Source organism: Planosporangium mesophilum (assembly GCF_016863255.1).
In the GTDB taxonomy this organism is placed as follows: domain Bacteria; phylum Actinomycetota; class Actinomycetes; order Mycobacteriales; family Micromonosporaceae; genus Planosporangium; species Planosporangium mesophilum.
Window position 1 is genome coordinate 41,817 of sequence record NZ_BOON01000021.1, and the last position, 26,006, is coordinate 67,822.

21 protein-coding genes and 1 pseudogene are annotated in these 26,006 nt (G+C 69.8%); 14 read left to right on the forward strand and 8 right to left on the reverse strand.

All coding sequences use genetic code 11. The features are described 5' to 3' along the window. Entirely contained in the window at positions 1 to 912 is a 912-nt protein-coding gene (locus Pme01_RS12060) for a radical SAM protein (RefSeq protein ID WP_168115614.1), read from the reverse strand. Positions 913 to 940: 28 nt separating this feature from the next. After that, complete coding sequence (locus Pme01_RS12065) at positions 941 to 1,615, reverse strand: AAA family ATPase (protein ID WP_168115613.1); 675 nt, start codon at positions 1,613 to 1,615, stop codon at positions 941 to 943. A gap of 498 nt (positions 1,616 to 2,113) precedes the next feature. Between Pme01_RS12065 and Pme01_RS12070 the strand changes: the two genes are divergently transcribed. Continuing rightward, positions 2,114 to 2,677 (forward strand): NUDIX hydrolase, encoded by a 564-nt coding sequence (locus Pme01_RS12070; RefSeq protein ID WP_168115612.1) that lies wholly within the window; start codon positions 2,114 to 2,116, stop codon positions 2,675 to 2,677. A gap of 6 nt (positions 2,678 to 2,683) precedes the next feature. Here the strand turns inward: Pme01_RS12070 and Pme01_RS12075 are convergent, their stop codons facing one another. Next, positions 2,684 to 4,060, reverse strand: a complete 1,377-nt coding sequence (locus Pme01_RS12075; RefSeq protein ID WP_168115611.1) for a helix-turn-helix domain-containing protein — start codon at positions 4,058 to 4,060, stop codon at positions 2,684 to 2,686. A 377-nt stretch (positions 4,061 to 4,437) separates the two neighbouring features. On the opposite strand from Pme01_RS12075, the gene Pme01_RS12080 reads away from it, so the two are divergent. From Pme01_RS12080 to Pme01_RS12095, 4 genes and pseudogenes are all read left to right on the forward strand, one after another. Then, on the forward strand, positions 4,438 to 5,148 hold the full coding sequence (locus tag Pme01_RS12080) for an HAD family hydrolase (protein ID WP_168115610.1): 711 nt from the start codon (positions 4,438 to 4,440) through the stop codon (positions 5,146 to 5,148). Further along, positions 5,114 to 5,649: pseudogene (locus tag Pme01_RS12085) on the forward strand (winged helix-turn-helix domain-containing protein); the annotation flags it as partial. The gene Pme01_RS12080 and the pseudogene Pme01_RS12085, both read left to right, overlap by 35 nt. Positions 5,650 to 5,718: 69 nt before the next feature. Continuing rightward, positions 5,719 to 6,120, forward strand: a complete 402-nt coding sequence (locus tag Pme01_RS12090) for a hypothetical protein (protein ID WP_168115609.1) — start codon at positions 5,719 to 5,721, stop codon at positions 6,118 to 6,120. 12 nt (positions 6,121 to 6,132) lie between these two features. Continuing rightward, positions 6,133 to 6,732, forward strand: coding sequence for a hypothetical protein (locus tag Pme01_RS12095; protein ID WP_168115608.1), 600 nt, complete (start codon positions 6,133 to 6,135; stop codon positions 6,730 to 6,732). Between the two features lie 495 nt (positions 6,733 to 7,227). On the opposite strand, the gene Pme01_RS12100 is transcribed toward Pme01_RS12095, so the two are convergent. Continuing rightward, positions 7,228 to 8,880: a methyl-accepting chemotaxis protein gene (locus Pme01_RS12100; RefSeq protein WP_168115607.1), complete on the reverse strand. Its 1,653-nt coding sequence runs from the start codon at positions 8,878 to 8,880 to the stop codon at positions 7,228 to 7,230. A 624-nt stretch (positions 8,881 to 9,504) separates the two neighbouring features. Between Pme01_RS12100 and Pme01_RS31755 the strand changes: the two genes are divergently transcribed. Both Pme01_RS31755 and Pme01_RS12110 read left to right on the forward strand, forming a co-directional pair. Beyond that, positions 9,505 to 9,807, forward strand: a complete 303-nt coding sequence (locus tag Pme01_RS31755) for a replication-relaxation family protein (RefSeq protein ID WP_373315485.1) — start codon at positions 9,505 to 9,507, stop codon at positions 9,805 to 9,807. Between the two features lie 772 nt (positions 9,808 to 10,579). Then, a complete protein-coding gene (locus Pme01_RS12110) occupies positions 10,580 to 10,921 on the forward strand; it encodes a hypothetical protein (RefSeq protein WP_168115605.1) in 342 nt (113 codons plus the stop codon). 907 nt (positions 10,922 to 11,828) lie between these two features. On the opposite strand, the gene Pme01_RS12115 is transcribed toward Pme01_RS12110, so the two are convergent. The 3 genes from Pme01_RS12115 to Pme01_RS12125 all read right to left on the reverse strand — a co-directional run bounded on the left by Pme01_RS12115 (position 11,829) and on the right by Pme01_RS12125 (position 14,180). Continuing rightward, the gene (locus tag Pme01_RS12115) at positions 11,829 to 12,617 is read right to left on the reverse strand and encodes a GNAT family N-acetyltransferase (RefSeq protein ID WP_168115654.1); all 789 of its coding nucleotides are present in this window, start codon (positions 12,615 to 12,617) and stop codon (positions 11,829 to 11,831) included. After that, the gene (locus Pme01_RS12120) at positions 12,583 to 13,215 is read right to left on the reverse strand and encodes a DUF6933 domain-containing protein (protein ID WP_203935571.1); all 633 of its coding nucleotides are present in this window, start codon (positions 13,213 to 13,215) and stop codon (positions 12,583 to 12,585) included. The genes Pme01_RS12115 and Pme01_RS12120 overlap by 35 nt, the downstream gene beginning before the upstream one ends. A gap of 152 nt (positions 13,216 to 13,367) precedes the next feature. Next, a complete protein-coding gene (locus Pme01_RS12125) occupies positions 13,368 to 14,180 on the reverse strand; it encodes an HU family DNA-binding protein (protein ID WP_168115604.1) in 813 nt (270 codons plus the stop codon). A gap of 354 nt (positions 14,181 to 14,534) precedes the next feature. On the opposite strand from Pme01_RS12125, the gene argS reads away from it, so the two are divergent. Continuing rightward, on the forward strand, positions 14,535 to 16,280 hold the full coding sequence (argS, locus tag Pme01_RS12130; protein WP_168115603.1) for an arginine--tRNA ligase: 1,746 nt from the start codon (positions 14,535 to 14,537) through the stop codon (positions 16,278 to 16,280). Positions 16,281 to 16,481: 201 nt separating this feature from the next. Here argS and Pme01_RS12135 read toward each other — a convergent pair whose 3' ends face one another. Next, positions 16,482 to 17,333 (reverse strand): DUF72 domain-containing protein, encoded by an 852-nt coding sequence (locus Pme01_RS12135; protein WP_168115602.1) that lies wholly within the window; start codon positions 17,331 to 17,333, stop codon positions 16,482 to 16,484. Between the two features lie 176 nt (positions 17,334 to 17,509). Between Pme01_RS12135 and Pme01_RS12140 the strand changes: the two genes are divergently transcribed. The 6 genes from Pme01_RS12140 to Pme01_RS12165 all read left to right on the forward strand — a co-directional run bounded on the left by Pme01_RS12140 (position 17,510) and on the right by Pme01_RS12165 (position 25,968). Then, positions 17,510 to 18,526: an ABC transporter ATP-binding protein gene (locus Pme01_RS12140; RefSeq protein ID WP_444544224.1), complete on the forward strand. Its 1,017-nt coding sequence runs from the start codon at positions 17,510 to 17,512 to the stop codon at positions 18,524 to 18,526. Next, the gene (locus tag Pme01_RS12145) at positions 18,523 to 19,302 is read left to right on the forward strand and encodes an ABC transporter permease (RefSeq protein WP_168115601.1); all 780 of its coding nucleotides are present in this window, start codon (positions 18,523 to 18,525) and stop codon (positions 19,300 to 19,302) included. The genes Pme01_RS12140 and Pme01_RS12145 overlap by 4 nt, the downstream gene beginning before the upstream one ends. Before the next feature lie 21 nt (positions 19,303 to 19,323). Further along, the gene (locus Pme01_RS12150) at positions 19,324 to 20,430 is read left to right on the forward strand and encodes a sensor histidine kinase (protein ID WP_168115600.1); all 1,107 of its coding nucleotides are present in this window, start codon (positions 19,324 to 19,326) and stop codon (positions 20,428 to 20,430) included. Continuing rightward, on the forward strand, positions 20,427 to 21,038 hold the full coding sequence (locus Pme01_RS12155; protein ID WP_168115599.1) for a response regulator transcription factor: 612 nt from the start codon (positions 20,427 to 20,429) through the stop codon (positions 21,036 to 21,038). Before Pme01_RS12150 ends, Pme01_RS12155 begins: the two co-directional genes overlap by 4 nt. 96 nt (positions 21,039 to 21,134) lie before the next feature. After that, positions 21,135 to 23,906, forward strand: a complete 2,772-nt coding sequence (locus tag Pme01_RS12160) for an AAA domain-containing protein (RefSeq protein ID WP_168115598.1) — start codon at positions 21,135 to 21,137, stop codon at positions 23,904 to 23,906. A gap of 100 nt (positions 23,907 to 24,006) precedes the next feature. Continuing rightward, positions 24,007 to 25,968: a fibronectin type III domain-containing protein gene (locus Pme01_RS12165; RefSeq protein WP_168115597.1), complete on the forward strand. Its 1,962-nt coding sequence runs from the start codon at positions 24,007 to 24,009 to the stop codon at positions 25,966 to 25,968. Positions 25,969 to 26,006: the final 38 nt, after the last annotated feature.

Genomic DNA, 26,006 nt, shown 5'->3' on the forward strand with positions numbered 1-26,006 from the left:
TCACCTGACCGAGGCGTTCTGGTAGACCACGTCGGGGATGCCGACCGCGAATTCGTCATCCGCGCGGGGCTCGTAGACAATGGTCTGGTTGGCCTTGTCCCACCGGAACGCGTTGACGTCACGCCCGACGGCCTTGCAAGACACGGTCAGCCCACCACGAGGGTCCGCCTCGATACGGTCGAGCCATCCACCAGCGACGAGGTTTGAGCACGTCTCGCCGGCCGGTGCCGGCGAGAGATCCGAGTCGTAGATGACCGGCATGGTCAAGCCGGCGTTGTTGATCGCGCGGTGCAGGTCGGCATACTTACCGGTGTTGGACACCTCAAGATCTGGGTGTGCGGCGGCGTTTCCCACGAGCCGCAGACAGTGCAGCTTCAACTCGGCGACGCCGCGCTGCTGAAGTAGACCAGCCAGGGGAACGACGTCGTCAAGGTTGTGGTCGGTCACCGTCATGGTGGCCCCGGTCGTGATACCAAGGCGTACTGCGAGGTCGACCATCTCGATCGCGCTGGTGAAGCTGCCACGCTGCCGCAGCGCGTCATGCCTGGTCTCCAGGCCATCAAGTGACACCCGGAACTTGTCGAGGCTCTCGGCGATGGCCTTGATCCTGTTGCGGAATCCGCGGTGGGCGTTGGTGCAGATCTCCACTCGAAGGCCGAGCTGTTTCGCGAACCGGCAGGCGGCGCCGATGTGCGGATATAGCAGCGGTTCGCCTCCGAGAAAAGTCACAGCCTCGAGACGATAAACGTCACGGAAGTGGTGCAGGACGGCCTCGACGTCGGCCAGTTCGAACTGGTCGGGGGCCTTGAGCAGCTCGCCGTGGAAGCAGTGACGGCACGAGAAGTTGCAGCGATACAGCAGTTGGAGGTAGAGCATCCGGACGCGCGTGATGCCAACGATCTGGTCGAGCATCGTTCACTCCGTTCGTGAGATCCACAAGTCAGGTGCGGGGTGCTGGTGTGGCGGCGACCAACTCTCCGAGACGTCGGACAACCTGGGGCACGGTCAGCCCAGTGGTGTCGATCCGCATGAGCTCGAAGGTGTCGTAGACGAGCCGGGTGGTCTCGACATTCGCCTCCTCCAGCCGCGACCAGTAGGTGCGGTTGTCAGGCAGACGGGCTGCCAAGCGCCGCTGGCGTACCTCTTCGTCGACGGTCAGCAGCACTGCAAGGTCCGGCGCGACGGCGTAGTCCCAGTCGACCACCGGCAGCGTCGTCACTCCCATCGCGGCATGCGTGGCGAGCGTGCGGTAGAAGTAGCTCTCGATAACGACGTCATCCCCGGCGCGCAACGCGAACCGGATCGCCTGCGCGGCGGCATAGTTCGCGGTCATCCAGAAGTGCAGCCGCGCCATCAGCGACCCGAGTCTGTCAATGTGTCGGCGCGCGTCTTCGAACTCCGGCGGTACGGTCGGCACGAACCTGGCCGTCACTGCGGCGGCGACCAACGGCGCCAGCGTGCTTTTACCAACAGCACTGAGCCCTTCGAGGACGACGAGCCGGCCGCGGCGGTTGCGCTCCGGGTCAGAGCCGCTTCCCGGCAGGCCTCCAGAGAAGGCGAGATCCGCTGCGGGAAAGTCGCCATGCCCCGTTGTCGAAGGGAACCGGGCGTTCACGCGGTCCACCCCGGACCCGACGTGGTGACCTGGCGTGCGCCGCACAATTCGGGCCGGGACGCGCCGGGTGTACGCCGGGGCAGACGTAACGACAGGCAAAACAATCCCGCTGCCCACTCGTGCGCTGCGCACGGCCCCGGCACCGCGCAGGCCAGGCAGCGACCATCCACGCAGGACACCACATGCCGCGTCAGGACGGCCTGTGCTTGCTCGATCTGTTCACCGCCGGAATAAGTTCCCATGAGTCCTCCGAGAGCAGTCGTTGGATGGGCGCGGCGGCGGTCAGCGGGTCATGCGAGATCGCTCCAGCCGACGTCGATGCCGCCGCCGGCGCCCGGGACCCAACGGCCCGGCCCTTCCGGCTCAGACCGTCACGTCCCTCGATGGACAGCGTGGCCGTGGTAGGTGGCTGGTTGAAGCGGTGCGCCGTCAGCAGCTGTCAGCCGACACCGTCGCCCCGGCGGAGTACGGGTCGGCGCACGCCGATAAGGTGCGGGCATGGATACGGGTGCTCGGCGTGCCAGCGAGTGGACCATCCATGGCGAGCGGGTCATCGACGACACCAGACGCGCGGTGTTGAGCGTGGCCGACGTCGAACTACCCGATGGCGTCCGCTTCGAGCAGTACGTGCTCCGGGTGCCCGCCGCGGCGATGGTGGTCGTCCTCGACGACGCCGACCATGTGCTGATGATGTGGCGGCACCGGTTCATCATCGATCGATGGGTATGGGAGTTGCCCGGCGGCTACCTCGACCCGGACGAGGAGCCGGCCGCGTGCGCCGCCCGGGAGGTCGAAGAGGAGACCGGCTGGCGGCCCAGAACGATGGAGCCGCTGCTGGAGTTCCAGCCCATGGTTGGCACTATCGATCAGCGCAACGTCGTCTACCTGTCTCGCGGAGCCGACCACACTGGTGCCGCGCCCGATGTCAACGAAGCCGAACGGCTCGGCTGGATCCCGCTGGCCGAGGTGGAGCAGCGGATCAAAGCGGGAGAGATCGTCGGTTCCGGTTCGGTCACGGGCCTGCTCGCGGTCCTGCTGGCCAAGGCGACCGGACGGATCTGACCGGTCCTATGACGTCTGGAGCGCCGGCCGTACCCGCTCTATGAACTCTCGCACCGCCGCCACGTCGCCGTAGGGCGCGAGCCGGCGCGCGAGGTCGGCAAGGTAGTCGTGCGCGCGTCGGGACCGCAGGCCCACGGCCGCCTCGACGGCCTGCAGGCCCATCACACCGGCCTGCTCCGGATCACCCGAGTGCAGATGCGCGACGGCCAGCAGCGCCAGGTTGAACTGCCGGCCGCGCGCGTACGCCTGGCCATCCATCTCCAGCGACCGCACGGCGAACCGGGTGGCGAGGTCACCACGGCCGAGAGCCGCGAAACAGTGCCCGAACTTCGCCGACAGGTACGCCTCGTCGAAGTAGCCGATCCACTGCGGGGACCCGGCACGATCCGCACGGTCGAACGCACGCTCGGCGCGGTCCAGCGCCGCCGCGCACGCCGCTTCGTCGCCGCCGACCGCGTGGCCCTGCGCCTCCAGGACGGCCGACTCCGCCTGGATCGCGGTCACCCCGGCCTCGGCCGCCGTACGCCCGGCGGCGCGGGCCAGGTCGACCGCCTCCGACGAGGCGCCCAGGTAGGCCGCCTGATGGCTCATCGCCGCGAGGATCTCCGCGCCCAGCGCACGGTCGCCAGCCGCTGCGGCCAGCCGCAGCGCGTGAACCAGATACCGCTGCGCCAGGCCGTTTCGCCCGACGTCGTACGACGCCCACCCCGCAAGCTGGGTCACCTCGGCCGCCGCCGACAACAACGCGGCGCCAGTGCGCGCGTCGTAGCGGCCACGCAGCAGACCCGCCACCTCGGTGTCGAGGAACCGAACCACCGAGTCGCGGACGTGGCCGCCGCCGTACCTGTTGTCGAGCGCACGGTAAACGCTCGTGATCTGCCGCACGGTCTCGACATCCGGCTCTCCGACGACACGCTCACCGCGGCCGACAGGCTCCTCATCAAGCCGCCAGGTCAGCCAGCGGAGAGCCGGCGTGACGAACGCAGCCGCGCTGAACGCCGCACCCGCAAGGAGATCCCGCCGTTGCATGTCCGCCTGCCACAGCTCAGCCGCGACCGCTACGCCGTGTCGCCAGTCTGCTGCGAACTCTAGCCCGCGCGCCGCTTTGCCGTCGGTGTCGCCGACGTCGACGGTCTGGTCTCCGCTGTCGGCTGACGCCTCGCTCACCATGGCGGACAACTGCCCATCAGCGCCAAGCGCCGCATCGAGCAGCGTCGCCACGGACGCGCTCGGCCGCTTGCCACCCCCTTCGAGATCCCACAGGTAACCGTGGGAGCAGTGAACCTGCAGCCCGAGCTGCCGCAGCGACAATCCCCGCTGTTCGCGCAGCTCCCTCAGCCGAACTCCGAAGCCTGGGACGACGGCGACGATCTGTCGCGGCATGCCATGCTCCCTAGAACAAGGCGATGGTTGGCCGGTCGCCCGTCGGACGACGGCGTAGTCTGACGGTACCCGTTCAGCCACATCGATGGGACCACGAAACGTAGCGCGCACCGCGAAACAGGCGAACCGGGGTCCCACGGCATTGCCGCTCCCCGCTGTCGAAAACCGTCCTTAAAGGATTGATGTCGTACTCCGGTCGAGCGGTACCAGACAGACGTTCGCCGTGCGGCGATTTCGTTCACTAGGGGCACAGCAGTCGATAGGTAAACGCCTCGTTCTCGCCCCTGCCGCTGCGCGAGGTCCCGCGCCGAGCTGCCGCCGTGGGACCATACGTCCGCCGTCCGTACCGTCGACGAGAGATTGGCCGAACTGACCGCATGAGCGATCGTGCCGCCCAGCCGCCCATCCGCGCCGTCTACTTCGACGTCGGCGAAACCTTGATCGACGAGTCCACCGAGTACGGCACCTGGGCCGACTGGCTCGGCGTGCCCCGGCACACCTTCTCGGCCGTCTTCGGGCAGGTCATCGCCCAGGGCCAGGACTACCGGCAGGTCTTCCAGCACTTCCGGCCCGGCTTCGACCTCGCCGTCGAGCGTCGACGCCGTGCCGACGCCGGCCTCGCCGAGCACTTCAAGGCCCGAGACCTGTACCCGGACGTGCGCGAGTGCCTCGCCGCGCTCAAGGCTGATGGCTACTTCGTCGGCGTGGCCGGCAACCAGACCGCCCGCGCCGGCCGGCTGCTGCACGAGTTGAACCTCGGCGTCGACCTCATCGCCACCTCCGACGATTGGGGCGCCGAGAAGCCCACCCCGGCCTTCTTCGCCAAACTGATCGAGTCGGCTGGGTGTGAGCCGGCCGAGATCGCGTACGCGGGGGACCGGCTCGACAATGACATTCTGCCGGCGCTCAACGCTGGGCTCACCACCGTGTTCATCCGGCGCGGGCCGTGGGGGTACTACTACGCCACCCGGCCGGAGGTCGCGAAGGCACACGTACGCATCGACAGCCTCGCGGCACTTCCTGAGCGGCTCCGCGAACTCAACAGCGAACGCGATGCGGACGAGAGCGGGGAAGCCCAAGAGCGCTAACCGGCAGCGGATCGCCAACCTGCTCCGGGCCGCGATCCTGACCCGCAAGTTTGCGCCCGGGGAGCGGCTGCCGTCCCAGAACGACCTCGCAGACCGGTACGGCGTGGCCCGCGAAACGGTCAAGAGTGCGCTGCGGATCTTGCGCGACGAGCGGCTGATCGTCAGCCGGCAGGGCAGCGGGGCGTTCGTCCGCGCACAGACCGAGCGTCCGGTCGGGCTACGCCCGCACATCGAAGCCGCGTTCGAACGGCCCCACGCGCCGAACCGCCGGGCGACGACCCGGCCGTACGCGAACGCGCCGCGCGGATCGTCCGCGTCGCCATCGACTTCGCCGGCTTCTCCGGCGAGACGCTGCACGGTGCGATCCAGGAAGCCCTCGACAAGATCCGGGCTGGCCGGCTCACCCCGGAGTCGATCGCGATCCGGATCCTGCTGCCCGACCTCGACCTGCCGGCCGTCGTCCCGTCCCGCGACGGTGACGGGATGGACGGGGGAGCAGTGGCGGGAGTCCGCCAATGCGGATGATCGAAAACCCAGGACGTAGGCGGGGTGCCGAGCGACGATGGTGCCATGCAGGCCGAGTTCGAGGGCATGGTGCCGTGGCAGTACAACAGCGAGATCATCGAGTGCGACACCCCGCACGGCCTGATTGATCTGCACAACGATTGCGTGTTGGAGGCCCTGGCCGTTCAAGTCGGTCCGCCGCCGTCCGTAGTGCTGACCTTGCACCGCCCAGACGGAGACCGCTTCCAGTTGGTATTCCATGACGTCCTGGAGGCGTCGTTCGTCCAGGACTCGGATGACGCCTTGCCGGGGGCGCACAACTGGGACCGTGAAGAGGTGAGCACCGTGTACGGCGTCGACTACACCGACATGGGCACTGACGCTCTGCCCCGCTTCGAGATCAGCCTGATAGTCGGGACGGTAGCTCTGAGGTCGCCTCGCGTATCGCTGACCTGGTTGAGCCGTTGAGCAGGCGTGACCATGGATGACCTCGAGACGCAGTGGACCGCGGTGGCCCGGGATGCATACGCCCAGAGAGCCGAGGACCTCATCGCTGAGATCCGCCGCCACGTCGAAGCCACCCTGCGGCGGAAGGGGCGTCAGGCCGAAAGGCAGGACTACTTCGAGTCCGTGCAACGGCTCGGGTCGGCGGCGAAGGCCTTCAACGATGCGGAGTTCGACTGGTGTGGATCATCGCCGCTCGCCCTTGAGTACGTTGACGAGGACGATGCGTGGGACGAGGCCGACGAGATCGAAGACGATGAGGCGAAGGCAGTCTTCTCCCTGCTGGGCAGGTGGGACTACCACATCACCGATGTCGAAGCTGTGATCGCAGCTGGACGTGCTGCGTACTTGACGGCGTGGCCCGGCGACACCGAGGAAGACGCCCGCATCCGAGTACAGGACGTGGCCAGCGCCGCGGCCGAGATCATGCATACGCATGGCTTCTCGAAGCTCCACGGAACCGCCGGCCTTGAACCTGATCGCGACATCACCGCCTTCGTGATGCACGACGGAGAAGATGATGACGCCTTCCACGCGGATCCGTTCGCCATCGTTCGCGGTGACACCGACTTCTGAGGCGGTGGGGAGCGGACCTACAGGTCCTGGGTCATCTAGCCCTGACCCCCACGTGACCCCAACCCAGCGCAAGACGAGCACGCCAGCACTGCGGCGTGCTGGGCTGCACCGAGGTCGCGCACCATGACCGTGATCGAGCGGGAGTCCTCTTAATCCGCGGGTTCGGGGTTCGAGTCCTTGGCGGCGCACGGAAGAAGGCCCAGGCCACAACCCTTACGGTTGAGCCTGGGCCTTCATCGTTTCCCGGCCGTACAGCCATCCGTACAGCCAACTACCCGAACAGCCGGTCCGCGGCGGCGTCGACGGCCGCCCGCTCGACGTCGGCGAGCACGTGGGCGTACGTGTTCATGGTCAGCGTGATCTGGCTGTGCTTCGAAGCGATCTGTGACCGGTGGCGTCGACACCCGAAAGGCCACTCGCGGTCAGGGTCCCTGCGTTACCGCTTCAGGGACCCCCGCCGCAAGGCCGGTCGCGGTCGGCAACCGGCCTGGTGATTCAGAGCCGGAACCGGCCCACCACCGACTGCATCTCCGCAGCGAGCGAGCCCAGTTCGGCCACCGTACGTCCGGAGTCGGCCAACGAGGCGGTGGTCGCCTCGGCGGCGTGCGCCACGCCTGCGATGTTGCCGGCGATGTCCGACGCGCCCTGTGCCGCGTCGCCGACGCTGCGGCTCATCTCGCTCGTGGTGGCCGTCTGCTGTTCCACCGCCGAGGCGATGGTCAGCTGGTAGTCGTTGATCCTGGCGATGATCCGGCTGATCTCGCCGATCGCGGTCACCGCATTCGTCGTGTCGGACTGGATGGCCTCGACCCGGCGGGAGATGTCCTCGGTGGCGCGGGCGGTCTCCTGAGCGAGGTCCTTGACCTCGCTCGCCACGACGGCGAAGCCCTTGCCCGCCTCGCCGGCGCGGGCGGCCTCGATGGTGGCGTTGAGGGCCAGCAGGTTGGTCTGCTCGGCGATGGAGGTGATCACCTTGATGACGTTGCCGATCTCGGCGGAAGACTCGCCGAGCTTGGACACCGTCTGGTTGGTCGACTCGGCGACCCCGACCGCCTGCGCGGCCACCTCCGCCGCGTCGTTGGCGTTCTGTGCGATCTCGCGGATCGACGAGCCCATCTCCTCGGAGCCGGACGCCAGCGTCTGCACGTTGTGCGACACGTCGCCGGCGGTGGCCGCGACGCGGTGGGCCTGAGCGGCGGCCTCCCGGGCGCTGTCGTCGATCCGGCCGCTGACCTCGGTGAGCTGCTCGCTGCTCTGGCCCAGGGTACGGGCACCGACGGCGAGTGCCTCCACCGCGCGCTTCACCCCGGCGCTGGCCAGGTTCACGGCCGCGGTCATCTGGCCCAGTTCGTCCCGCGAGCGCACCTCGGCCACCCGGCTGAGGTCGCCCTCGGCCAGCGCACGCAGCGAGTCACCGGCGTCGCGCAACTGGCGCCGCATGAGCCGGGAGATCCAGAGCGCGGCGGCGAACGCCAGCAGCATCCCGAGCACAAGGACTCCGATGATCACCATACGGTCCTGCTTGTACTGCTCGGTTGCCCGGGCCGCGGTCGCCTGACTCTCGGCGCGCTCGACCGTGGCCAGGTCGCTCAGCGCCTTCGCCATGTCACCCTCGGCCTTGCCGATGGCGGGGCTCAGCTGGTCGGCCGGTGGCATCGTCACGCCGGGCGAGGCGCTCTCTCCGAAGACCACCACGTTGCGCAGCTCGTTGTAGTACTGCTGCGCCTCGGTGAACGTGGCGAGCGCACGCTGCCGGGCCGGCGACCCGGCGGCCAGCTCGCGATACCCGGTAAGGGTGTCGGCAACGGTCTTGTCCGCGTCCGCGGCGTTCTTGCGCCCCGCCGCCTGCAGCGCCGGGGCCGCCGCCTTGCCGTACTGGTACAGGAACATGCCGTTGTACATGTTGGTCAGGCCGCCGCGCAGCTCGCTCAGGCGCTCCAGGCTGGCGATGTTCCGGCTCTTCATGGTGTCGAGGTCGGCGTTCAGTCTCGCCATCCGGTTGATGGCCAGGCCACCGACGACGAGCGCGACGACGGCGACGATTGCGGCGGCGATCATCCCCTTGGCGTTGACGCTGCGATCCGCGAGCCACCCCGCGATCCGATTGCGCTGAACGGTCACCTCGACCGGATATGCTGCTGCCACCATCGCGAAAACCTTCCGTCCGCCCCCCGTCGGGGCCTGTCGACAGGTCATCGGCAGCCGTAGCCGTCACCTTAGGCAGGCCGGTGCCGAGCCGCTGCCAGGAGCCGGCACCGGGTGCCCGGTAGAACGTGGCGAGGTCGGTCGCCAGCAGCAGGGCGCCGCCGCGCAGCACCTTGACCGAGTTGGCCGGTACGTCGGGCGCGTTCGCCGAGACGTCTGTCCAGGTCGCGCCCGCGTTCTTGGACTCGAACACGTGTCCGAAGCCCGCGCCCGGGCCTTCCGTGAAGCGCCGGGAGAACCCGTTGACGGCGACGAGGACGTGCGAGGCGTTGGCCGGGTCGACGCCGAAGCCGGCGACGTACCGGTTCCGTACGGTGCCGTCGACGGGCAGCGTCAGCTGGTGCCAGCCCGTACCGTCGACCTTGCCGACCGCGATGCCGCGACCGAAGCCCGAGTTGTTGCACGGGCCGCACCAGCCGACGTACGCCATGTCACCGGAGACCGCGACCGCGGTGGCCGTGTGGCCCGCACCGAGGTCGAACACCTTCTTCCCAGTCCTTGCCGTTCCGGATCGCGTACCCCTTGGTGTTGATCCAGACGTGCGATGGGCCATCCCACCGGCTGCTGGTGTTGCTGGACCAGCATCGGGTGATGACCACCGGCCAGCTGGCCCGCGCGACCGACGCTCCTGACCGGACTGTGCGGTACCGGCTGGAGCGGCTGCGTGAGGCACGCCTGGCGGACTGTGTGCGGCCGGTCGCGAGAGCGGGTCGGCTCCCCGGCACTGGTGGCTGCGTCCGGTCGGCGCGTGGGTGGTCGACGGCACGGCGGCGGCTGAGGGCAAGACGGCCGGGATGTTCGTGGCGCACACTGCCGCCATCACCGGGGTATGGCTCTCGCTGGTCGAGTACGGCGGGTCCGTGGGCCTGAGCGTGGAGAGCTGGTTGACCGATCGGGCCGGCTGGCAGGAATGGGAGGGCAGGGGTCCCTGGTCCCAGCGGCATCGGTTGACCCCGGACGCCGTCGCGCAATTGGCGCTCGCCGGCGGTGCGAGTACGGCGGCGGTGGTCACCGGGCGGGATCTCCTCGCTTGTGCACCGAGACGGCTGCCCGAGAACCCCGGCCGCGCCAAGGCCGGGCCGCTTCGCGGTCGCCTACGGCGAGCCTTGTCCCCGCCGGAGAACCTCGGGCAGGGACGAGCCTGCCCGACCGAGGAGATCCCGCCAGCCAAGCGGTGTGGGATGACATCCCAAGATCGAACGTGCCTTCCGCGTGCCAGTAATCATGTCCGTCCACAGTCACGAACGGTCACGAGTGGTCAATTCGATCGAGCCCCTGGGCAGGCATTTCGGGCATCTCGGGGCATGAATCGTCAGCCTTCTAAACTGGGGACTCACTGTCAACGTCGCAGGGCCTTCGACAGCCGAGCAAGGCAAACTTCGTTATGTGCCTTCACCGCTGGAAGCATCCCACCAGCATCCATCGATCCTGAACAATGAGTGGCCCGACCAGGCTTTCGGGACGTAAGCGCAGGCGATCGGGGAGCGGGTCAAGGTTCCGCTTCAACGTCTGAGGAGGCAGCGTTCAGGCTGCTCACGGGGTCGGCTCCCCCCAGTTAGGTGGGTCGACGACATACAGGGCGGTACCGGGGCTGGGGTGCGGCAACCGGCGATAGATGCTGTCCACCGCGTAACCTCGGCGTGTGGGGGTCAACGTCGAACTTCGTCAACACGGACCACGGCCGCGTAAAGGACGGCCCAAGACCACGGTGGTGGATGAAGTTGTCGATTGGGACGATCTCTTTGTTGGGTTGCTGAACAAGGTCTGCAACCGGGGTCGGACTCCGCTGTTCGACAGGATTGACCCGTACGGCGACTTGGTGCTTTCCGGCGCTGAGATGACTCAGCTGCTCGCGGAGCTGCCGACCGTCGCTGCTGCTGCGGGCAGCGAAGCCGAGAAGGACTTCCTCGCAGGCCTCGAACGACTGGCACGTCAATGCGCCGCGAATCCCTCTGATCACCGCCTGCACTTCGTTGGGGACTGATCGGCCAGCTGCTCCACGGCTCATGTGGGACGGGCCAAGTGCGGGCCACAAGCGGGGGACCGGCCGGGGTAACCCAGGCCGCTCGGGACCGCCGCGACCAGCGTCAAGACAAGCCAGAGCCTCGATCTTGTGCAATTCCCAAGCTGACGGTGGCGCATGGGGCCAGCGCAGTTACGGCTCCGCCAAGGTCGTTCGTCCGGTAGGGCGCTCCACCTTGGCACCCTGACCCCTGGCCCGCTCCACGGTGTGTGGGACTCACAGCGGAGATGGCTCTGGGGCCCAGCCGTGTGTGGCTAAGTCATGTCCGAGGACCCGCCACGTCTGCTGTCACGTGGCCGATATCTGACGAGACCGAGTGCGAGGAGCACGACCGCCAAGCCCACAAACGTCAACGCTGTCGCGGGTCCGAACACGCCGATGAGCCGTCCGAGGTACCCCACTGCGAGTAACAAGAAGAAGAGCCCACTGCAGAGGAACCACATCCCTGCATCGACTGGCCGCCTCCACCTCCGCTGGGCGAAGGGCGACATGCGGCCAGTCAGCAGGAGACGAACACCGCAGCTGGCAAAGACTAAACCGCCGACGCCCAACAGTATTTGGAACAGGTCTCGGGGGTCCATAGACCTGCCTCTACCCCGGAGACCTGGCCGGCAACCAGGTCCGCTAGGCCGGCCGTCTTGGCGGTACAGCCATCGGTACCGCCAAGACGGCCGACCCGGGCCGACATCCCCAGACTCCGGCAGACGCTCTGAGGAGGGGAGCTTGCCTCCCACCATGCCGCCGCGATCTTCTCTTAATCCGCGGGTTCGGGGTTCGAGTCCCTGGCGGCGCGCCACAGGTAACAGGCCCTGAGCTGGCGTTATGCGCCGATCAGGGACCGCGAACCCCTCTGAGGTGAAAAGGGTGCTTACCGCCGCCAGTGGTAGGGCGTCGTCGTCGACACCTTGACCAGACCGGAACGTTCGAGGATCGGGCGTGAGTACTCGGTCGAGTCGCTGTTGATGAGCGTCTTGCCCATACCGAGTGCCGAACGGGCCCGCGCGGCCGTCAACGCGCGGTAGATCCCACGACCGCGCCACTCCTCACGGGTCGCGCCGCCCCAGATCCCGGCGAAGTTTGTCCCGCGCACCGGATCCAGCCGACCGGCGCTCACGATTCGCCCCTCAGCTTCGGCAACCCACAACTCCATCCCGTCATCGCGGGCCAGGCGGCGCAGGAGATCGTTCGCCCTATCATCGCTCACAGGGTCACCGAAGACCTCGTCTTGCATCGCAGTCATCGCGCGGACGTCTGCCTCCTCGGTGACCCGGCGCAGCGTCACCCCCTCGGGTAGCGGAACGTCGACGGCCAGCAGCCGTGCCTCGCCGAGCATGATCGACTCCGGCTCGCCGGCGACGAACCCGTTCTCCAGCAACGCCTCGTGCAATCCCGGCGCATGGTCGTGCCCACGGGTCTTCCACTCGACCCGGCTGATCTCGGGGTCCGCCCGGTAGTGGGCGAGCACCTCTGGGACGAGCCGCCGGATTGTGTCGACGCCCGCCCCGCCGAGGTCGCGGTAGGTGACAAAACCTCGACCACCAGCGAAGGTCACGAGGCGCAGCGGTCCGTGTCGGGTGATTGAGACCGCGCTGAGGGTCTCGGCATCAGTGCGAAGCTGCTCGTCATAGGCCGCGAGGAGGTAAACGGGGTCGATCATGCCCGTCACGGTGCAGTGGCGGGGCCGAGGGAGCAACCGGTTTTTGAGTCAGCCTCGGCCGACCAGACCTGCCCTGGCACGAGAAAGCCGCTACCTCCGACCACGAGAAGATCCATACGCCCACGGTAAAGGGCCCCGCAAACTGCGAGCTATCCGTGTCGTAGCGGCCCGGCCAACGCTCGTACCGGTCGGTGACGGCGGCGCCCGCGAACCGGAGACCAACTCGTCTGTCGCGATTGGTGCGGCTGTTGCCGCGCGCTGTACAGGGGGCCACACGGCGTTGTGGCCAGACTTGGCGCGAGGTCGAGCAGATCGGGGTCGAGTGCAGTTCGTCATCGATGATCGCTGACGGTGCGCCGTGGGTGGCGAGGGCAGTAGCTATCTGCTGGGCGATCCTGGCCGGCAGGGTGGCGGCGGGTGCCAGCGGTATCAGCACGGGCAGCAGCGTTGTCTCGTTGACCAGCAAGGCGACCTGGGGCTTCGAGAACAGTGCGGTCGCGTACCACTCGCCCAACAGCATTATCGACTGCTCGCCGTCTTGTAGGGCCGGCGGACCGATGCGTTGGAGCAGTTTCTGCGTCGCGCGCAGGATGAGCACGCGGTAATCCTGCCCGGGACTTTGTGGCGAAGGCGACCTCTCAGCCGCAGAGCGGGAAGGGCGGGCGCGCAGGTCGACGCCGTGCCGCCGCCTTCGTTGAAACCAAAGAAAGAGGGCCGGGGCAATGCCCGGCCCTCTTCTCGCGGTAGTGGTCAGCGCTCCTTCGCGGCCGCAGCGCGCTTCGGGGCGGGCGCCTTCTTGGCGGTGGTAGCCCGAGCGGACGCCGGCTTGCGGGCCGGCGTCGCCGCAACCCTGGTGACCTTGGTCGCGGCCTTGGCGACCGACTTCGCCGGCGTGGCCTTGGCCGCCGCCTTCTTGGCCGGAGCAGGCTTGGCGACCGACTTGACCGGCGCGGCCTTGCGCGCCGACTTCGCGGGCACGGACTTGGTGGCCCGGGTGGTGGTCGCCTTGGCCGCCGCCTTCTTGGCCGGAGCAGCTTTGGAAGCGGTCTTGGTCGCGGTGACCTTGGTGGCCCGAGTGGCGGTCGCCTTGGCGGTCGCCTTGGCAGCCGCCTTGGCCGGCGCGGCCTTGGCGGCGGTGGTCTTGGTCGAGGTCGCCTTCGCGGCGGCCTTCGAGGCAGGCGTGGCCTTGGCGGCAGGCGTGGCCTTGGCGGCCGTCTTGGTCGCGGGGGCGGCCTTGGCAGCGGTCTTCTTGGCAGCGGTCTTCTTGGCAGTGGCCGCCTTCGGCAGCTTGCCGCTGGCCACCAGTTCACGGAAGCCCGTGCCCGGCCGGAAAGCCGGAACGTTGGTCTTCTTGACCTTCACGGTTGCGCCGGTGCGCGGGTTGCGCGCCGTGCGAGCGGCACGAGCCTTCTTTTCGAAGACGCCAAAGCCGGTGATGGCAACCTTGTCGCCCTTGGTGACGGCGTGCTGGATCTCGGTCAGCACGGCGTCGAGCGCCTGCGTCGCCGCACGCTTGTCACCGAGGCGGGCCGATAGCGCTTCGATGAGCTCGGCTTTGTTCACGATTTCCTCCTGTATCTGGACTCTGTGCGAGTCCGTCTACGCGCCACATCGGTTCCGGCTGCGGGGATACAAGAAATTTCGGAAATTGAAGTCGTTTCGGTACAACAGATTCGGGCGGCGGCCAAAATCGATGCCGTTGCGCCGCTTGCGAAACCGCGTGGCCGAGCCGCCCGGTCGCTCCCAGGATGACGACGGCCTGGCTCAACGTAGACGGTCACTCGTCCTCACGGCGGCCGCGCGGTTGCCCCGCTCGGTGCCCGAAATCAGGACGTGATCGAGCGGCCGGATCGATAGGGTGCCCGTGTCACATCCCGCGATTCGAGCTTCATCAATCCTGGAAGGGAAGGCATTCGGGTGACCGACGTCGTTGCAACCAAGAACCTGGTGGAAACCGCCGTCTCTGCGGCGATGGCCCAGGTCCTGCCGGCCGAACTGGCCGGTGGCGATCCCTTGGTGCGACGATCCGAGCACGCCGACTTCCAGTCCAATGTCGCCCTCGCGCTCGCCAAGCAGGCCAAGCGCCCGCCGCGCGAGATCGCCCAGGCGGTAGCCGATGCCATAGACGCCCACGCTGTCTCGGCGACGACGTCCGGGCCGGGGTTTCTCAACCTGACGGTTCCCGACGCGACGCTCTGGGAGCGGATCGGTGAGCGAGTGAACGCCGATCGGCTCGGCATTGGCACGCCGCTGACCGGTGAACGCATGGTGATCGACTACTCGGCGCCCAACATCGCCAAGGAGATGCACGTCGGGCACCTACGCACCACGATCATCGGTGACGCGCTCGCCCGCATCCTCGGCTTCCTGGGCGCCGACGTCGTGCGGCAGAACCACCTCGGCGACTGGGGCACCCAGTTCGGCATGCTCATCCAGTACATCGACGAGCACCCGGAGCTGCCCTGGCGCCACCAGGGCGGTGACGTGTCCACCCTCGACGCCCTGTACCGCGCGGCCCGCGCCCAGTTCGACGCCGATCTCGGGTTCGCCGACCGGGCCCGCTCCCGCGTGGTCGCGCTGCAGTCCGGGGACGCCGCCACCCTCGCCGTCTGGCGCGAGCTCGTCGCGGAGTCCGAACTCGCCTTCCAGGCCCTCTACGACCGCCTGGGTGTGCTGCTCACTCCGGCTGACTCGGCGGGGGAGTCCACGTACAACCTGTTCCTGGCCGACGTGGTCGAAGAACTGGTCGCCGCAGGGATCGTGGTCGAAAGCGACGGCGCGCTGTGCGTGTTCTTCGACGACATCACCGGCCCCGACGGCGACCGGGTGCCACTCATCGTGCGCAAGTCCGACGGCGGGTTCGGCTACGCCGCCACCGACCTCGCCACCATCCGGTACCGGATCCGGGATCTCAAGGCCACGCGAATCCTCTATGTTGTCGACGCCCGGCAGGCCATGCATTTCCGCATGGTCTTCGCCACGGCCCGGCGGGCCGGGTGGCTGACCGATGACGTCCACGCGGTCCACGTACCCTTCGGCACGGTCCTGGCCGCAGACGGCCGGCCGTTCAAGACCCGCTCCGGCGGCACGGTCCGGCTGAGCGAACTGCTCGACGCAGCCGTAGGCCGGGCCCGTGACGTCATCTCCGAGAAGGCGCACGGCCTGGCCCCGGACGAACTCGAACACGTCGTCCAGGCCGCTGGCATCGGCGCGGTCAAGTACGCCGACCTGTCCACGTCCCGCACCAAGGACTACACCTTCGACGTCGACCGGATGGTGTCGTTCACCGGCAACACCGGCGTCTACCTGCAGTACGCCCACGTCCGGACCCGGTCGATCCTGGCGAAGCTGCCCGAGGGCGCGGCCCTGGCGGCGGTGGATACGACGCTGCCGCTGCACCCGGCCGAGCGGGCGCTGGCGCTGGCTCTAGACGACTTCGCCGACACGCTGGCCGACGTCGCCGACACCCTCGAACCCCACCGCCTGTGCGGATACCTGTTCGCGCTGGCCAAGGCCTACACCGACTTCTTCGAGTCATGCCCGGTGCTGCGCGCCGAGACTGCCGCGCAGCGCGGCAACCGGGTGGCGCTGTGCCGCCTGACCGGCCGTACCCTCGCGACCGGTCTCCACCTGCTCGGCATCGAAGCGCCGCAACGCCTGTGACGGCCACCGACACGGGTAACGGGAACGCCTGCCGCTGGGAGTCCCAGGCCGGGTGAGTCGGGTACCTGCGCTCGTACCGGCTCACTTGCCACTTCCACGCCGGTGTACCCCGGATCGGCGGCTCAAGAACCCCGGGCCAGGGACGTGGACGTTGTCCTGAGCAAGGTAGACCAGTCGGAGCCAGGCCAGGGAGCCGTACCGTCAGAAGAGCGTCAGGGGCCCGACCGGCTCCGGCTCGGGTAGCGCCTCCAGTTCGGGCAGGCGCGCCCGCACGTCGTCGTGGAAGCGACGGGCGAGCATCGGCGCATCGGCGTTGTCCGGCGTGTGGATGAACACGGTCGGCGAGCGGCCCTCGCGCAGCCACTCGACGGTGACGTCGATCCAGCGCTGCCACCCCTGGATCGTCCGTTCGGGGTCGTCACGGCCGAGGTAGCGGACGACCGGCCGGTCGGTCAGCGCGAGCGTCCGGAGCGGGGTGCGTGGCTTCTTGGCCCACGCGTCCCGCTCCGCGTCAGAAGTCGGAGGGCTTTGGAAGATGACGGTCGTATCGAACGGAACCCACTCGGCGTCCGCGCCGGCGAGCACCCCTTCGAGGAGGCGTGTCGAACGCGGGTCGTCGAAGAACGCGGGGTGACGGACCTCCACGGCGTACCGGTGAGCAGCGGGGAGCCGGCGCAGGAAGCGGGCGAGCGCGGGGACGTCGGAGGGCGCGAACGATCCGGGCAGCTGGATCCAGAGGGCATGGGCCCGCGGGCCGAGCGGCTCGATCGCGTCCAGGAAGCCACGAACCTCCTCGTCGGCGCCGGTGAGACGGCGCTCGTGCGTGATGCGCTTCGGCAACTTGACCACGAGCCGGAAGTCGGGGTCGGTCTGCCGTGCCCACGACGCCACAGTCGTCCGGTCCGGCGTCGCGTAGAACGTCGTGTTGCCCTCGACCGCGTTGCACCAGCCGGCGTAGGACCGCAGCCGCTCGTCGGACGGCAGCGGGTGCGGCAGGAACCGCCCCTGCCAGGATTTGAGCGTCCACATCGCACATCCGACATGCAGACGCATGATCACGCCCCTTCTCCGCGTTTCGCCGGCGGCGCCAACGGTACTGCCTGCGACTGCCGCCGGGTCAGGTCGTGGCCAGCGCCTCGGTCGGGGGTAGCTGGGCCGCGGATCGCCGGATACAGCCCGGCGACGCTGTTGACCGATCGTGGCCGGAGGCTCCATGTCCCCCCTGACAGATGTCACGGCGCGGACGTGACGAGCGGACGACCGACGTACGGCCCGGGTTCACCACGATCGAGTACATGATCCTCACCGCTGATGCCGGGTCAGCCGCCCGGCACTCCGAGCACCTCGCCGTCGACCTGGACCGCTTGGTCAAACGCTTCGGCGCGGTGACCGCCGTCAACGGGGTCAGCCTGCAGATCCGTCCCGGCGAGGTCGTCGCCCTACTCGGCCCGAACGGCGCCGGCAAGACCAGCACCATCGACATCCTGCTCGGCCTCTCGACACCGACCGGGGGACAGGCCCGGGTGTACGGTCGTCCGCCCCATGAGGCGGTCGCGCTGGGCCTCGTCTCCGCCGTCATGCAGACCGGCGGGCTGCTCAAGGACTACACGATCGAGGAGACCGTCAGGCTGACCGCGACCCTGTTCGGCCGCGGCGCCGACGCGGCCGACGAGGCGCTCGAGCGCGCCGGAATAGCCGACATCCGCAGCCGCTTCGTCGGCAAGTGCTCCGGCGGTCAGCAGCAGCGGCTGCGCTTCGCCATGGCGCTGGTACCGGACCCGGAGCTGCTGATCCTGGACGAACCCACGACCGGCATGGACGTCGGTGGCCGGCACGACTTCTGGAGCGCGATCCGGGAGGACGCCCGCTCCGGCCGTACCGTCATCTTCGCTACCCACTACCTCGAGGAGGCCGACGCGTACGCGGACCGGGTGGTGTTCATCCGGCGCGGCGAGGTGGTCGCCGACGGTACCGCCGCCGAAGTGAAGGCGCTGGCCAGCGGCCGTACGGTACGGGCCACGCTGCGGGGCGCGGACGAGGCCGCACTGCGCGGGCTTCCCGGCGTCGACTCCGTGGACGTCCGCGGCGACACCGTCGTCGTGCAGGCCCGCGACGCCGACGCGGTCGCCCGGCACCTGCTGACCCGTACCGACGCCCGCGACCTGGAGATCACCGCCCGCAACCTGGAACAGGCCTTCCTCGCCCTGACCGGAGACGACGCCACCGACAACGGGAGCAACCGATGACCGCCGCCACGCCCGCCCGCACCCTGCCGCCGCTGGGCGGATTCTCGCCCACCGTGGTTGGCCTGGAGCTGCGCCGCATGCTCCGCAACCGGCGCACGGTGATCTTCATGTTCGTCATGCCGGCCGTGCTGTTACTGCTGTTCGCCAACAACGCCAAGTACCGGAGTACCAGTGTGGGCGGCGGCAACATCACCGGCTACGTCATGGTCAGCATGGCCGTCTACGGGGCCATGCTCGCCACCACCAGTGGCGGCGCCATGGTCTCCGTGGAGCGCGCGGCCGGCTGGAGCAGGCAACTGCGGCTCACGCCATTGCGCCCGGCGGCGTACATCGCGGTCAAGCTCGTCCTGGCGATGACGACCGGGCTGGTCTCGGTGATCGTCGCGTTCGCCGTCGGCGGTGCGATCGGCGCGCAGCTGCCCCTCCACGCGTGGATCGAGTGCGGTCTGCTGGCCTGGGTCTGCGCGCTGGTCTTCGCCGCGTTCGGCCTGTTCATGGGGTACCTGCTGCCGAGCGAGAACGTCATGCAGATTCTCGGTCCGGTCCTGGGCGTGCTGTCGTTCGCGGGCGGCCTGTTCGTCCCGGTGGACCAGCTCGGCCACGTCTTCGCGACGATCGCCAGGTTCACCCCCGTGTACGGGGTCGGCGAGATCGCCCGTTATCCGCTGGTCCACGACGGCTCGCTGTGGCTGGGCGTACTCAACGTGGTGGCCTGGACATCGGTGTTCGCCACCGGCGCGGTCTGGCGGTTCCGCCGCGACACCGCCCGGGTCTGAACGATCGGTACCGTTCCCACCATGAGCGACTCCGAGCTCAGGGGCGCCCGATTCGGGTGGATCTTCGCCGCCGTGTGGCTGGTCTACCTCATCGGCACCCTGTCCGCGCTGCTGGCGCGGCCGGACGGGTGGCAGCGTGACGTGGGGCTGGTGGCGCTGGCCGGGTTCGCGGTGCTGTACCTCGTCGTGGTCAAGATGGCGCGGCGGGTCCGCTACGCCCTTGCGTCGGATCCGCGGCCGGACGTGGCGCGGATCTGGCTCGGGCTCGTCGCGATGGTCGTGCTCGCCGCGCTCCAGGTACCGGGCGCCGGACACCATGCCCTCTCGTGCCTGGTGTACGTCGCGGCCTTCGCGATGGTCAGCCTGCCGCTGCGGCAGGCGGTACCGGTGGCGGCGGTGCTGGCCGTCGTCGGGGAGGCCGCGCCCCAGCTCGTAGCGGGCTGGGAGGACAAGGGCTACGGGCTTGCGGCACTGCTCGGCTCGCTGGCAGCCTGGGGCGTTCGAGCGGCCAGCGAACGGCAGCGCCGCCTCGTGCAGGCGCAGAAGGAGCTGGCGGCGTTAGCCGTGACGAACGAACGCGCCCGCATCGCCGCCGACCTGCACGACATCCTCGGTCACTCGCTCACCGTGGTGACGGTCAAGGCGGAGCTGGCACAGCGACTGCTCGACGTGGACCTCGACAAGGCCCGCGCCGAACTGAGTGACCTGGAGCTGCGGGCCCGCGACGCGCTCGCCGACGTACGGGCGACGGCCATGGGCGTACGCGGCATCTCCCTGCCGGGGGAGATCGCCGCCGCCCGCTCCGCGCTCGCGGCCGCGAACGTGACCGCGGAGCTCCCCGGCGCCGCGGAGGAGGTGCCCAGCCGGTTCCGGGAGCTGTTCGCCTGGACGATCCGCGAGGCGGTCACGAACGTCGTGCGGCACAGCCGGGCCACCCGGTGCGAGGTCCGGCTCAGTGCCCACAGCGTGGAGATCGTCGACGACGGTGTCGGCCCCGACCCCGCGGCATCCGACGGGCAGGGCCTGATCGGCCTGCGCCGGCGCGCGGAGGCGCTCGGTGCCAGCCTGAGCGCCGGTCGCCGCGACGGCCAGCCCGGGTTCCGGGTACGGGTGGAGGTGCCTTCATGATCCGACTGTTGCTCGCCGACGATCAGGCTCTCGTACGTGGCGCGATGGCCGCGTTGCTCGATCTGGAGCCGGACCTGACGGTGGTCGCCGAGGTGGGCCGCGGCGACGAGGTGGTCGCCGCCGCCCGCGACCAGGCGGCCGACGTGGCGCTGCTCGACGTCGAGATGCCGGGCATGGACGGGGTGGCCGCAGCCCGTGAACTGCGCCGTCAGGTGCCCGGCTGCCGGGTCCTCATGGTCACCACGTTCGGCCGGCCCGGTTACCTGCGTCAGGCCATGGCCGCCGGGGCCAGCGGCTTCGTCGTCAAGGACACCCCGGCCCGGCAACTGGCCGACGCCGTCCGCCGGGTGCACCAGGGTCTGCGGGTGGTCGACCCGGTGCTGGCGGCGCAGTCGCTGGCGCAGGGCGAGTCGCCGTTGACCGACCGCGAGACGGATGTCCTTCGCGTCGCGCGGGACGGGGGCACCGTTGCCGACATCGCGCGCGATCTCCACCTGTCGGAGGGGACCGTCCGCAACCACCTGTCCGCGGCGATCGGCAAGACCGGAGCCCGTACCCGGGCCGAGGCGGTCCGGCTCGCCGTCGACAACGGCTGGCTGCTGCCCTGAACCGGGTGCCTGTCTTGAACCGCGTGCCCGGTCCGCCGGGTGAAAGCGCAGGCCGAGCGCGGACCATCGCAGCAGCGTGCGGCAGAATCATTCGCCATGTATCCGCGCCGGATCCTGGCCGCGCTCGCCGACCTGGCCCCCGCCGGCGGAGAGCGCGTCCTCGACGTCTCGAAAGGCGGCCAGCCGATCGTGTGGCTGCCCGAGCCGGAGCGCGCGCCGCGCAACCGTACGGTGGACCGGCTGGCCGCCCTCGACGAGTTGCACCGCGACGAGCGGATCCTGCGCCGGGGCTGGGCCTGGGTCGCCGGCGGCGTGGAGGTCGATGGCGCAGGGGCCGGTGGCGCCCGGCGCAAGGTACGCCTGCCGCTGCTCACCGAACCGGTCCGGCTCGAACGCGGGCTGCGCGGCTACCGTGTCGTGCCGGCCGGTGACCTGGAGCTGACCCCGCTCGTCGCCGACCGGGAGGTCGCCGCGGCGCTGGAGGCGGCGCCCGGTCTCGGCGGTACGGCCTGGCTGCGGGGGAGAGGGTCGGCCGACTGGATCGGCGCCGCCGCCGCGGCGGCGGGGATCGCACCCGGACGGGTCGTGACCGTCGACGGGGCGATGCCCAGGATCTCCGACGCGGAGCTGGTCGGCTACGCCGTGGCGGGGCTGTTCGTGGTCCGTGACGTCACCTCGGCCGGGCTCCGCGACACCCTGCTGAACTGGGCCGGCCGCGACGGGCTGGACGGGACGGCGCTCGCCCGGGTGTACGGCGATCCGGTGCCGGTCGGGCCACCGGCCGTGGACGAGATCGTGCTGTCGCCGCTGCCGCTGAGCAGGGCGCAGCGCGAAGTGGTACGCCGGGTGCGCCACGAACCGGTGGTCGCGGTGGCCGGCCCGCCCGGCAACGGCAAGAGCCACGCCGTGGTGGCAGCGGCGCTCGACACCGTCGACCGTGGGGGATCGGTGCTGGTGGCCACCCAGTCCCGCCACGCGGCCGAGGTCCTCGGCGATCTGCTGCGACGGTACCCCGCAGCGGTACCCGTGCTGTTCGGTGACGCCGAACGGCGCCAGGCCATCGCGGCCGAACTCGCGGAGGGGGCGGCCGCCGGGGCCGACGATCGCCGGATCGACGCCGACCGCGAGGCGCTCGCGGCCGCCGAGGCGAAGGTGGCCGCCGTCACGAGCGGTATCACGGCCGCGCTCACCGTCGAGCAGCGCGCGGCCGAGCTGGCGGCGTGGGAGCCGCTGATGCCCGGGTTGCGGGTGGACGCCCCGCTGGCGTTCGAGCCCGGGTTCGATGTCGAGGCGGCCCTGCGCCTGCTGCGGCGCGCCACTCCGGTGGTTGACGACGGCTGGTGGCGCCGCCGGCGGCGGGCGTCGGCGCTGCGCCGGCTGCGGCGGGCCACCGGCGCCGCCGAGCCGGTGGATCTGGATCGGCTGTCGGCTGTGCTCGGCGCGGCGCAGGCCGCCGAGGCGGCCGCTCGGCTGGCCGCTACCGGTGGGACCGACCTCGGCCCGTCCTGGGATGCGCTGGCCGACGCGGACGACGCCCTGGCCGAGGCGGTCGGGGTTGCGATGCGTAACCGGGCCCGCAGCGTGCACCGCTGGTCCGGCGATGCGCGGCGGACCGTGGCGGCGCTCGCCTCGGCGCTCACCTCCGGGCGCAACCGCCGCCGGGAGGCGCTCGCCGGCCTGGACGGCGCGGCTCTGGTACGGGCACTGCCGCTGTGGGTCGGCACCGTGACCGACGTCGAAGACCTGCTCCCTCCCGTACCCGGCATGTTCGATCTCGTGATCCTCGACGAGGCGGCCCACATCGATCAGATCCGCGCGGCGCCCGTGCTCGCCCGGGCGAAGTCGGCCCTCGTGGTAGGCGACCCGCGGCAGTTGCGGTTCGTGTCGTTCGTCGCCGACGTGGACGTCGCGGTGACGCTGGGCCGCCACGACCTGGAGGGGTACGGCGACCGCCTGGACATACGGCGGGCGAGCGCGTTCGACGTGGCCGTGGGCGCGGCACCGGTGACCTATCTCGAGGAGCACTACCGCTCGGTGCCGCACCTCATCGAGTTCTCCGCGAGCCGGTTCTACCGCGACCGGATCGCGTTGATGAGCCGGCATCCGCGCAACGAACACGCCGACGCCATCGATGTGGTCCACGTCGACGCGGGGACCGTCACCGACGGCGTCAACCGCGCCGAAGTGGACGCCGTCGTGGCCGTGGTGAAGGACCTGGCCGAGCGCAAGACAACCGGCATCGGTGTGATCACCCCGTTCCGCGACCAGGCCGACGCGCTCGAGGCCGCGTTGCTGGCGGCGTTCCCCGTCGAGGACATCGAACGGCTGCGGCTGCGTACCGGTACCGTGCACGCGTTCCAGGGCAGTGAGGCCGACACGATCGTGGTGTCACTGGGGCTGGCGGACGGTGACTCCCCGGCCCGGCTGCGGTTCGCGAGTGATCCCCACCTGTTCAACGTCATGGTCACGCGCGCCCGGGAGCGGCTGGTCATGGTCATGTCGGTCACCGACGGCAGCGGCATCGTCGGGGACTACCTCGCGTACGGCTCGGCGCCACCGCGGGCGGCCTGCCGCCCGGCGGCGGAGGGCACCGGCTGGGCCGCGCGGCTGGGAGCGGAGCTGACGGCCGCTGGCCTCCCGGTACGGGCCGGCTACCCGGTCGGCCGGTGGAGCGTCGACCTGTGCGTCGGTGACGGGGACGGCGCGGTCGGGCTCATCTGCGGCGTGCACCCGGACGGTATCGCCGCCCACCTGGAGCGCCAGCGCGCGCTGCGCCGCATGGGCTGGACCCTGCACGACGCGTTCGCCAGCCGGTGGTCGCACGATCCCGTACGTGCGGCGCTGGAACTCTCCTCCGAACTGCGCTGACGCGTCACCTCCGTCGAATCGCTCAGCCGACCGCAGCCGGGACCGATGGTACGGGCTGATGCTCATTTGTCGGTAACGGACTGTTTCGGGGGATTTTCTCGTGCTCATACCATTCGTCAAGCGCATTCGGCCGCTGCTGGCCTTGTTCGCAGCGGCCGCAGTGGGCCTGACGTCACTCGCCGTCGGGCTGACCGCATCCCCTGCTCAGGCCGCGACGCCGCATGTGCCGGAAGTGTCGGTCAGCCCGGCCAATCCCAGGTCGACCGACGCGGTGACCATCATCAGCACGATCACGGGCTGCAGCGACGCCTACCTAGCGCCGGGCCGGTTGTACTACCTGGTCAGGGGCCCGCAGCAGCAGAACGGTCCGTTCTCGGTGGGCACCTTCTCCAACGGCGGGGACACCTACACCGTGTCCAAGACCTTCCCGGCCGGCACCCTGACCCCCGGTCAGTACACCCTGTACAGCTACGGCGAGGGCGAGCCCTGCTACCCCCCGATGGCCGGTGACTACCACTACTCCGCACCGCTGACCTTCACGGTCGCCCCGCCGCCGGCACCGGACGCGCCGAGCGCCGTGTCGGCCACGGCCGCCGACGGATCAGCCGCCGTCTCGTGGACCGCCCCGGCCGACAACGGCGGCACGATCACGTCGTACACGGTGTACTGCTCGGCCGACGGCGCTCCGGCGACGCCCTGCGGTTCGGTCTCCGGTACGCCCGCGGCGACCTCGAAGACCGTCACCAACCTCCGCAACGGTGCGACCTACACCTTCCAGGTCTCGGCCACCAACGCCGGCGGGCCATCCCCGCGGTCGGCGCAGTCGGCTTCGGTCATGCCGTCGGGTCCGAGCACCGTCACGCTGACCGGTGCCGCGGTCGCCGGGCAGCCGGGCACCGTGACGGCCACGGTTGAAACGACGTACGGGTACGCCGTCGACGGCGGCAGCATCACCCTCTCCGAGAACGGCCGCGAACTGGGACAGCAGCCGGTGTCGGCCGGTAGCGCCGGGTTCCCGGTCGTGCTGACCGCCGGAGACCACGCCCTCACCGCGACCTACAGCGGACGACCCGGAGTCGCGGCGAGCACCGCGAGCGCCACGATCACCGTGACCAGGACCGGCCAGACCATCACCTTCGGGGAACTGCCCGCCCTCACGTACCGGGGTGCTCCGGTATCCCTGGCGGCCACCTCCAGCGCCGGCCTGCCGGTCAGGTACACCGCGGAAGGTGCCTGCTCGGTCGACGGCGCGGTGCTGACCACCACCGACGTGGGGCGCTGCGCCGTCGTAGCAAGCCAAGCCGGCGACTCGCAGACGCTTGCCGCCGAACCGGTCACGCGGACCACCGACGTCGCGAAGGCGGCGCAGTCGATCACCGTGCCGGAGCTCCAGCCGGCCACCTTCGGCGACGCCCCGCAGACCTTGCAGGCGACCGCCACCTCCGGCCTGGCCGTGACCTGGCGGGCTGAGGGCTCCTGCTCGGTGACCGGCACTGCGCTGACCGGCACCGTGCTGACGTACAGCGGACTCGGTGAGTGCACCGTCGTCGCCAGCCAGTCCGGCGACGAGCGCTACGAACCCGCTGCTGACGTCACCCGTACCCTCGTCGTCGCCGCGCCGCCGAAGAAGTTGGCGCTCACCCTGAACGCCGAACTCGGCCAGACCGCGGCCAACGCCCCGGTGGTCGTTCACGGCAGCGGCCTGAAGCCCGGCTCCACCGTTACCCTGGAGGTGCACTCGACGCCGAGGACGCTCGCCACCGGCACCGTCGGCGAGGACGGAACGTACACGCTGAGCGCCGTGCTGCCCGCCGACCTCGAGGCCGGCAACCACGAACTGATCGCTTCCGGTATCGGCATCGACGGCAGCCCGATCGTCGACCGGACGCAGTTCACGCTCGACGCCGGTGGGAAGCTCCAGCGCATCGACGACCGTACGCTCCCGTCCGGTCTGGCGCGTACCGGAGCCGACGTCACCGACATGGTCGGCGTTGCGGCGCTGAACGTGCTCTTCGGTGCCGTGCTCCTGACCGCGGCCAGCCGGCGGCGTCGGCAGGCCTGACCCAGTCTCGACATCCCCATAGCGAAGGGCCCGGTCCG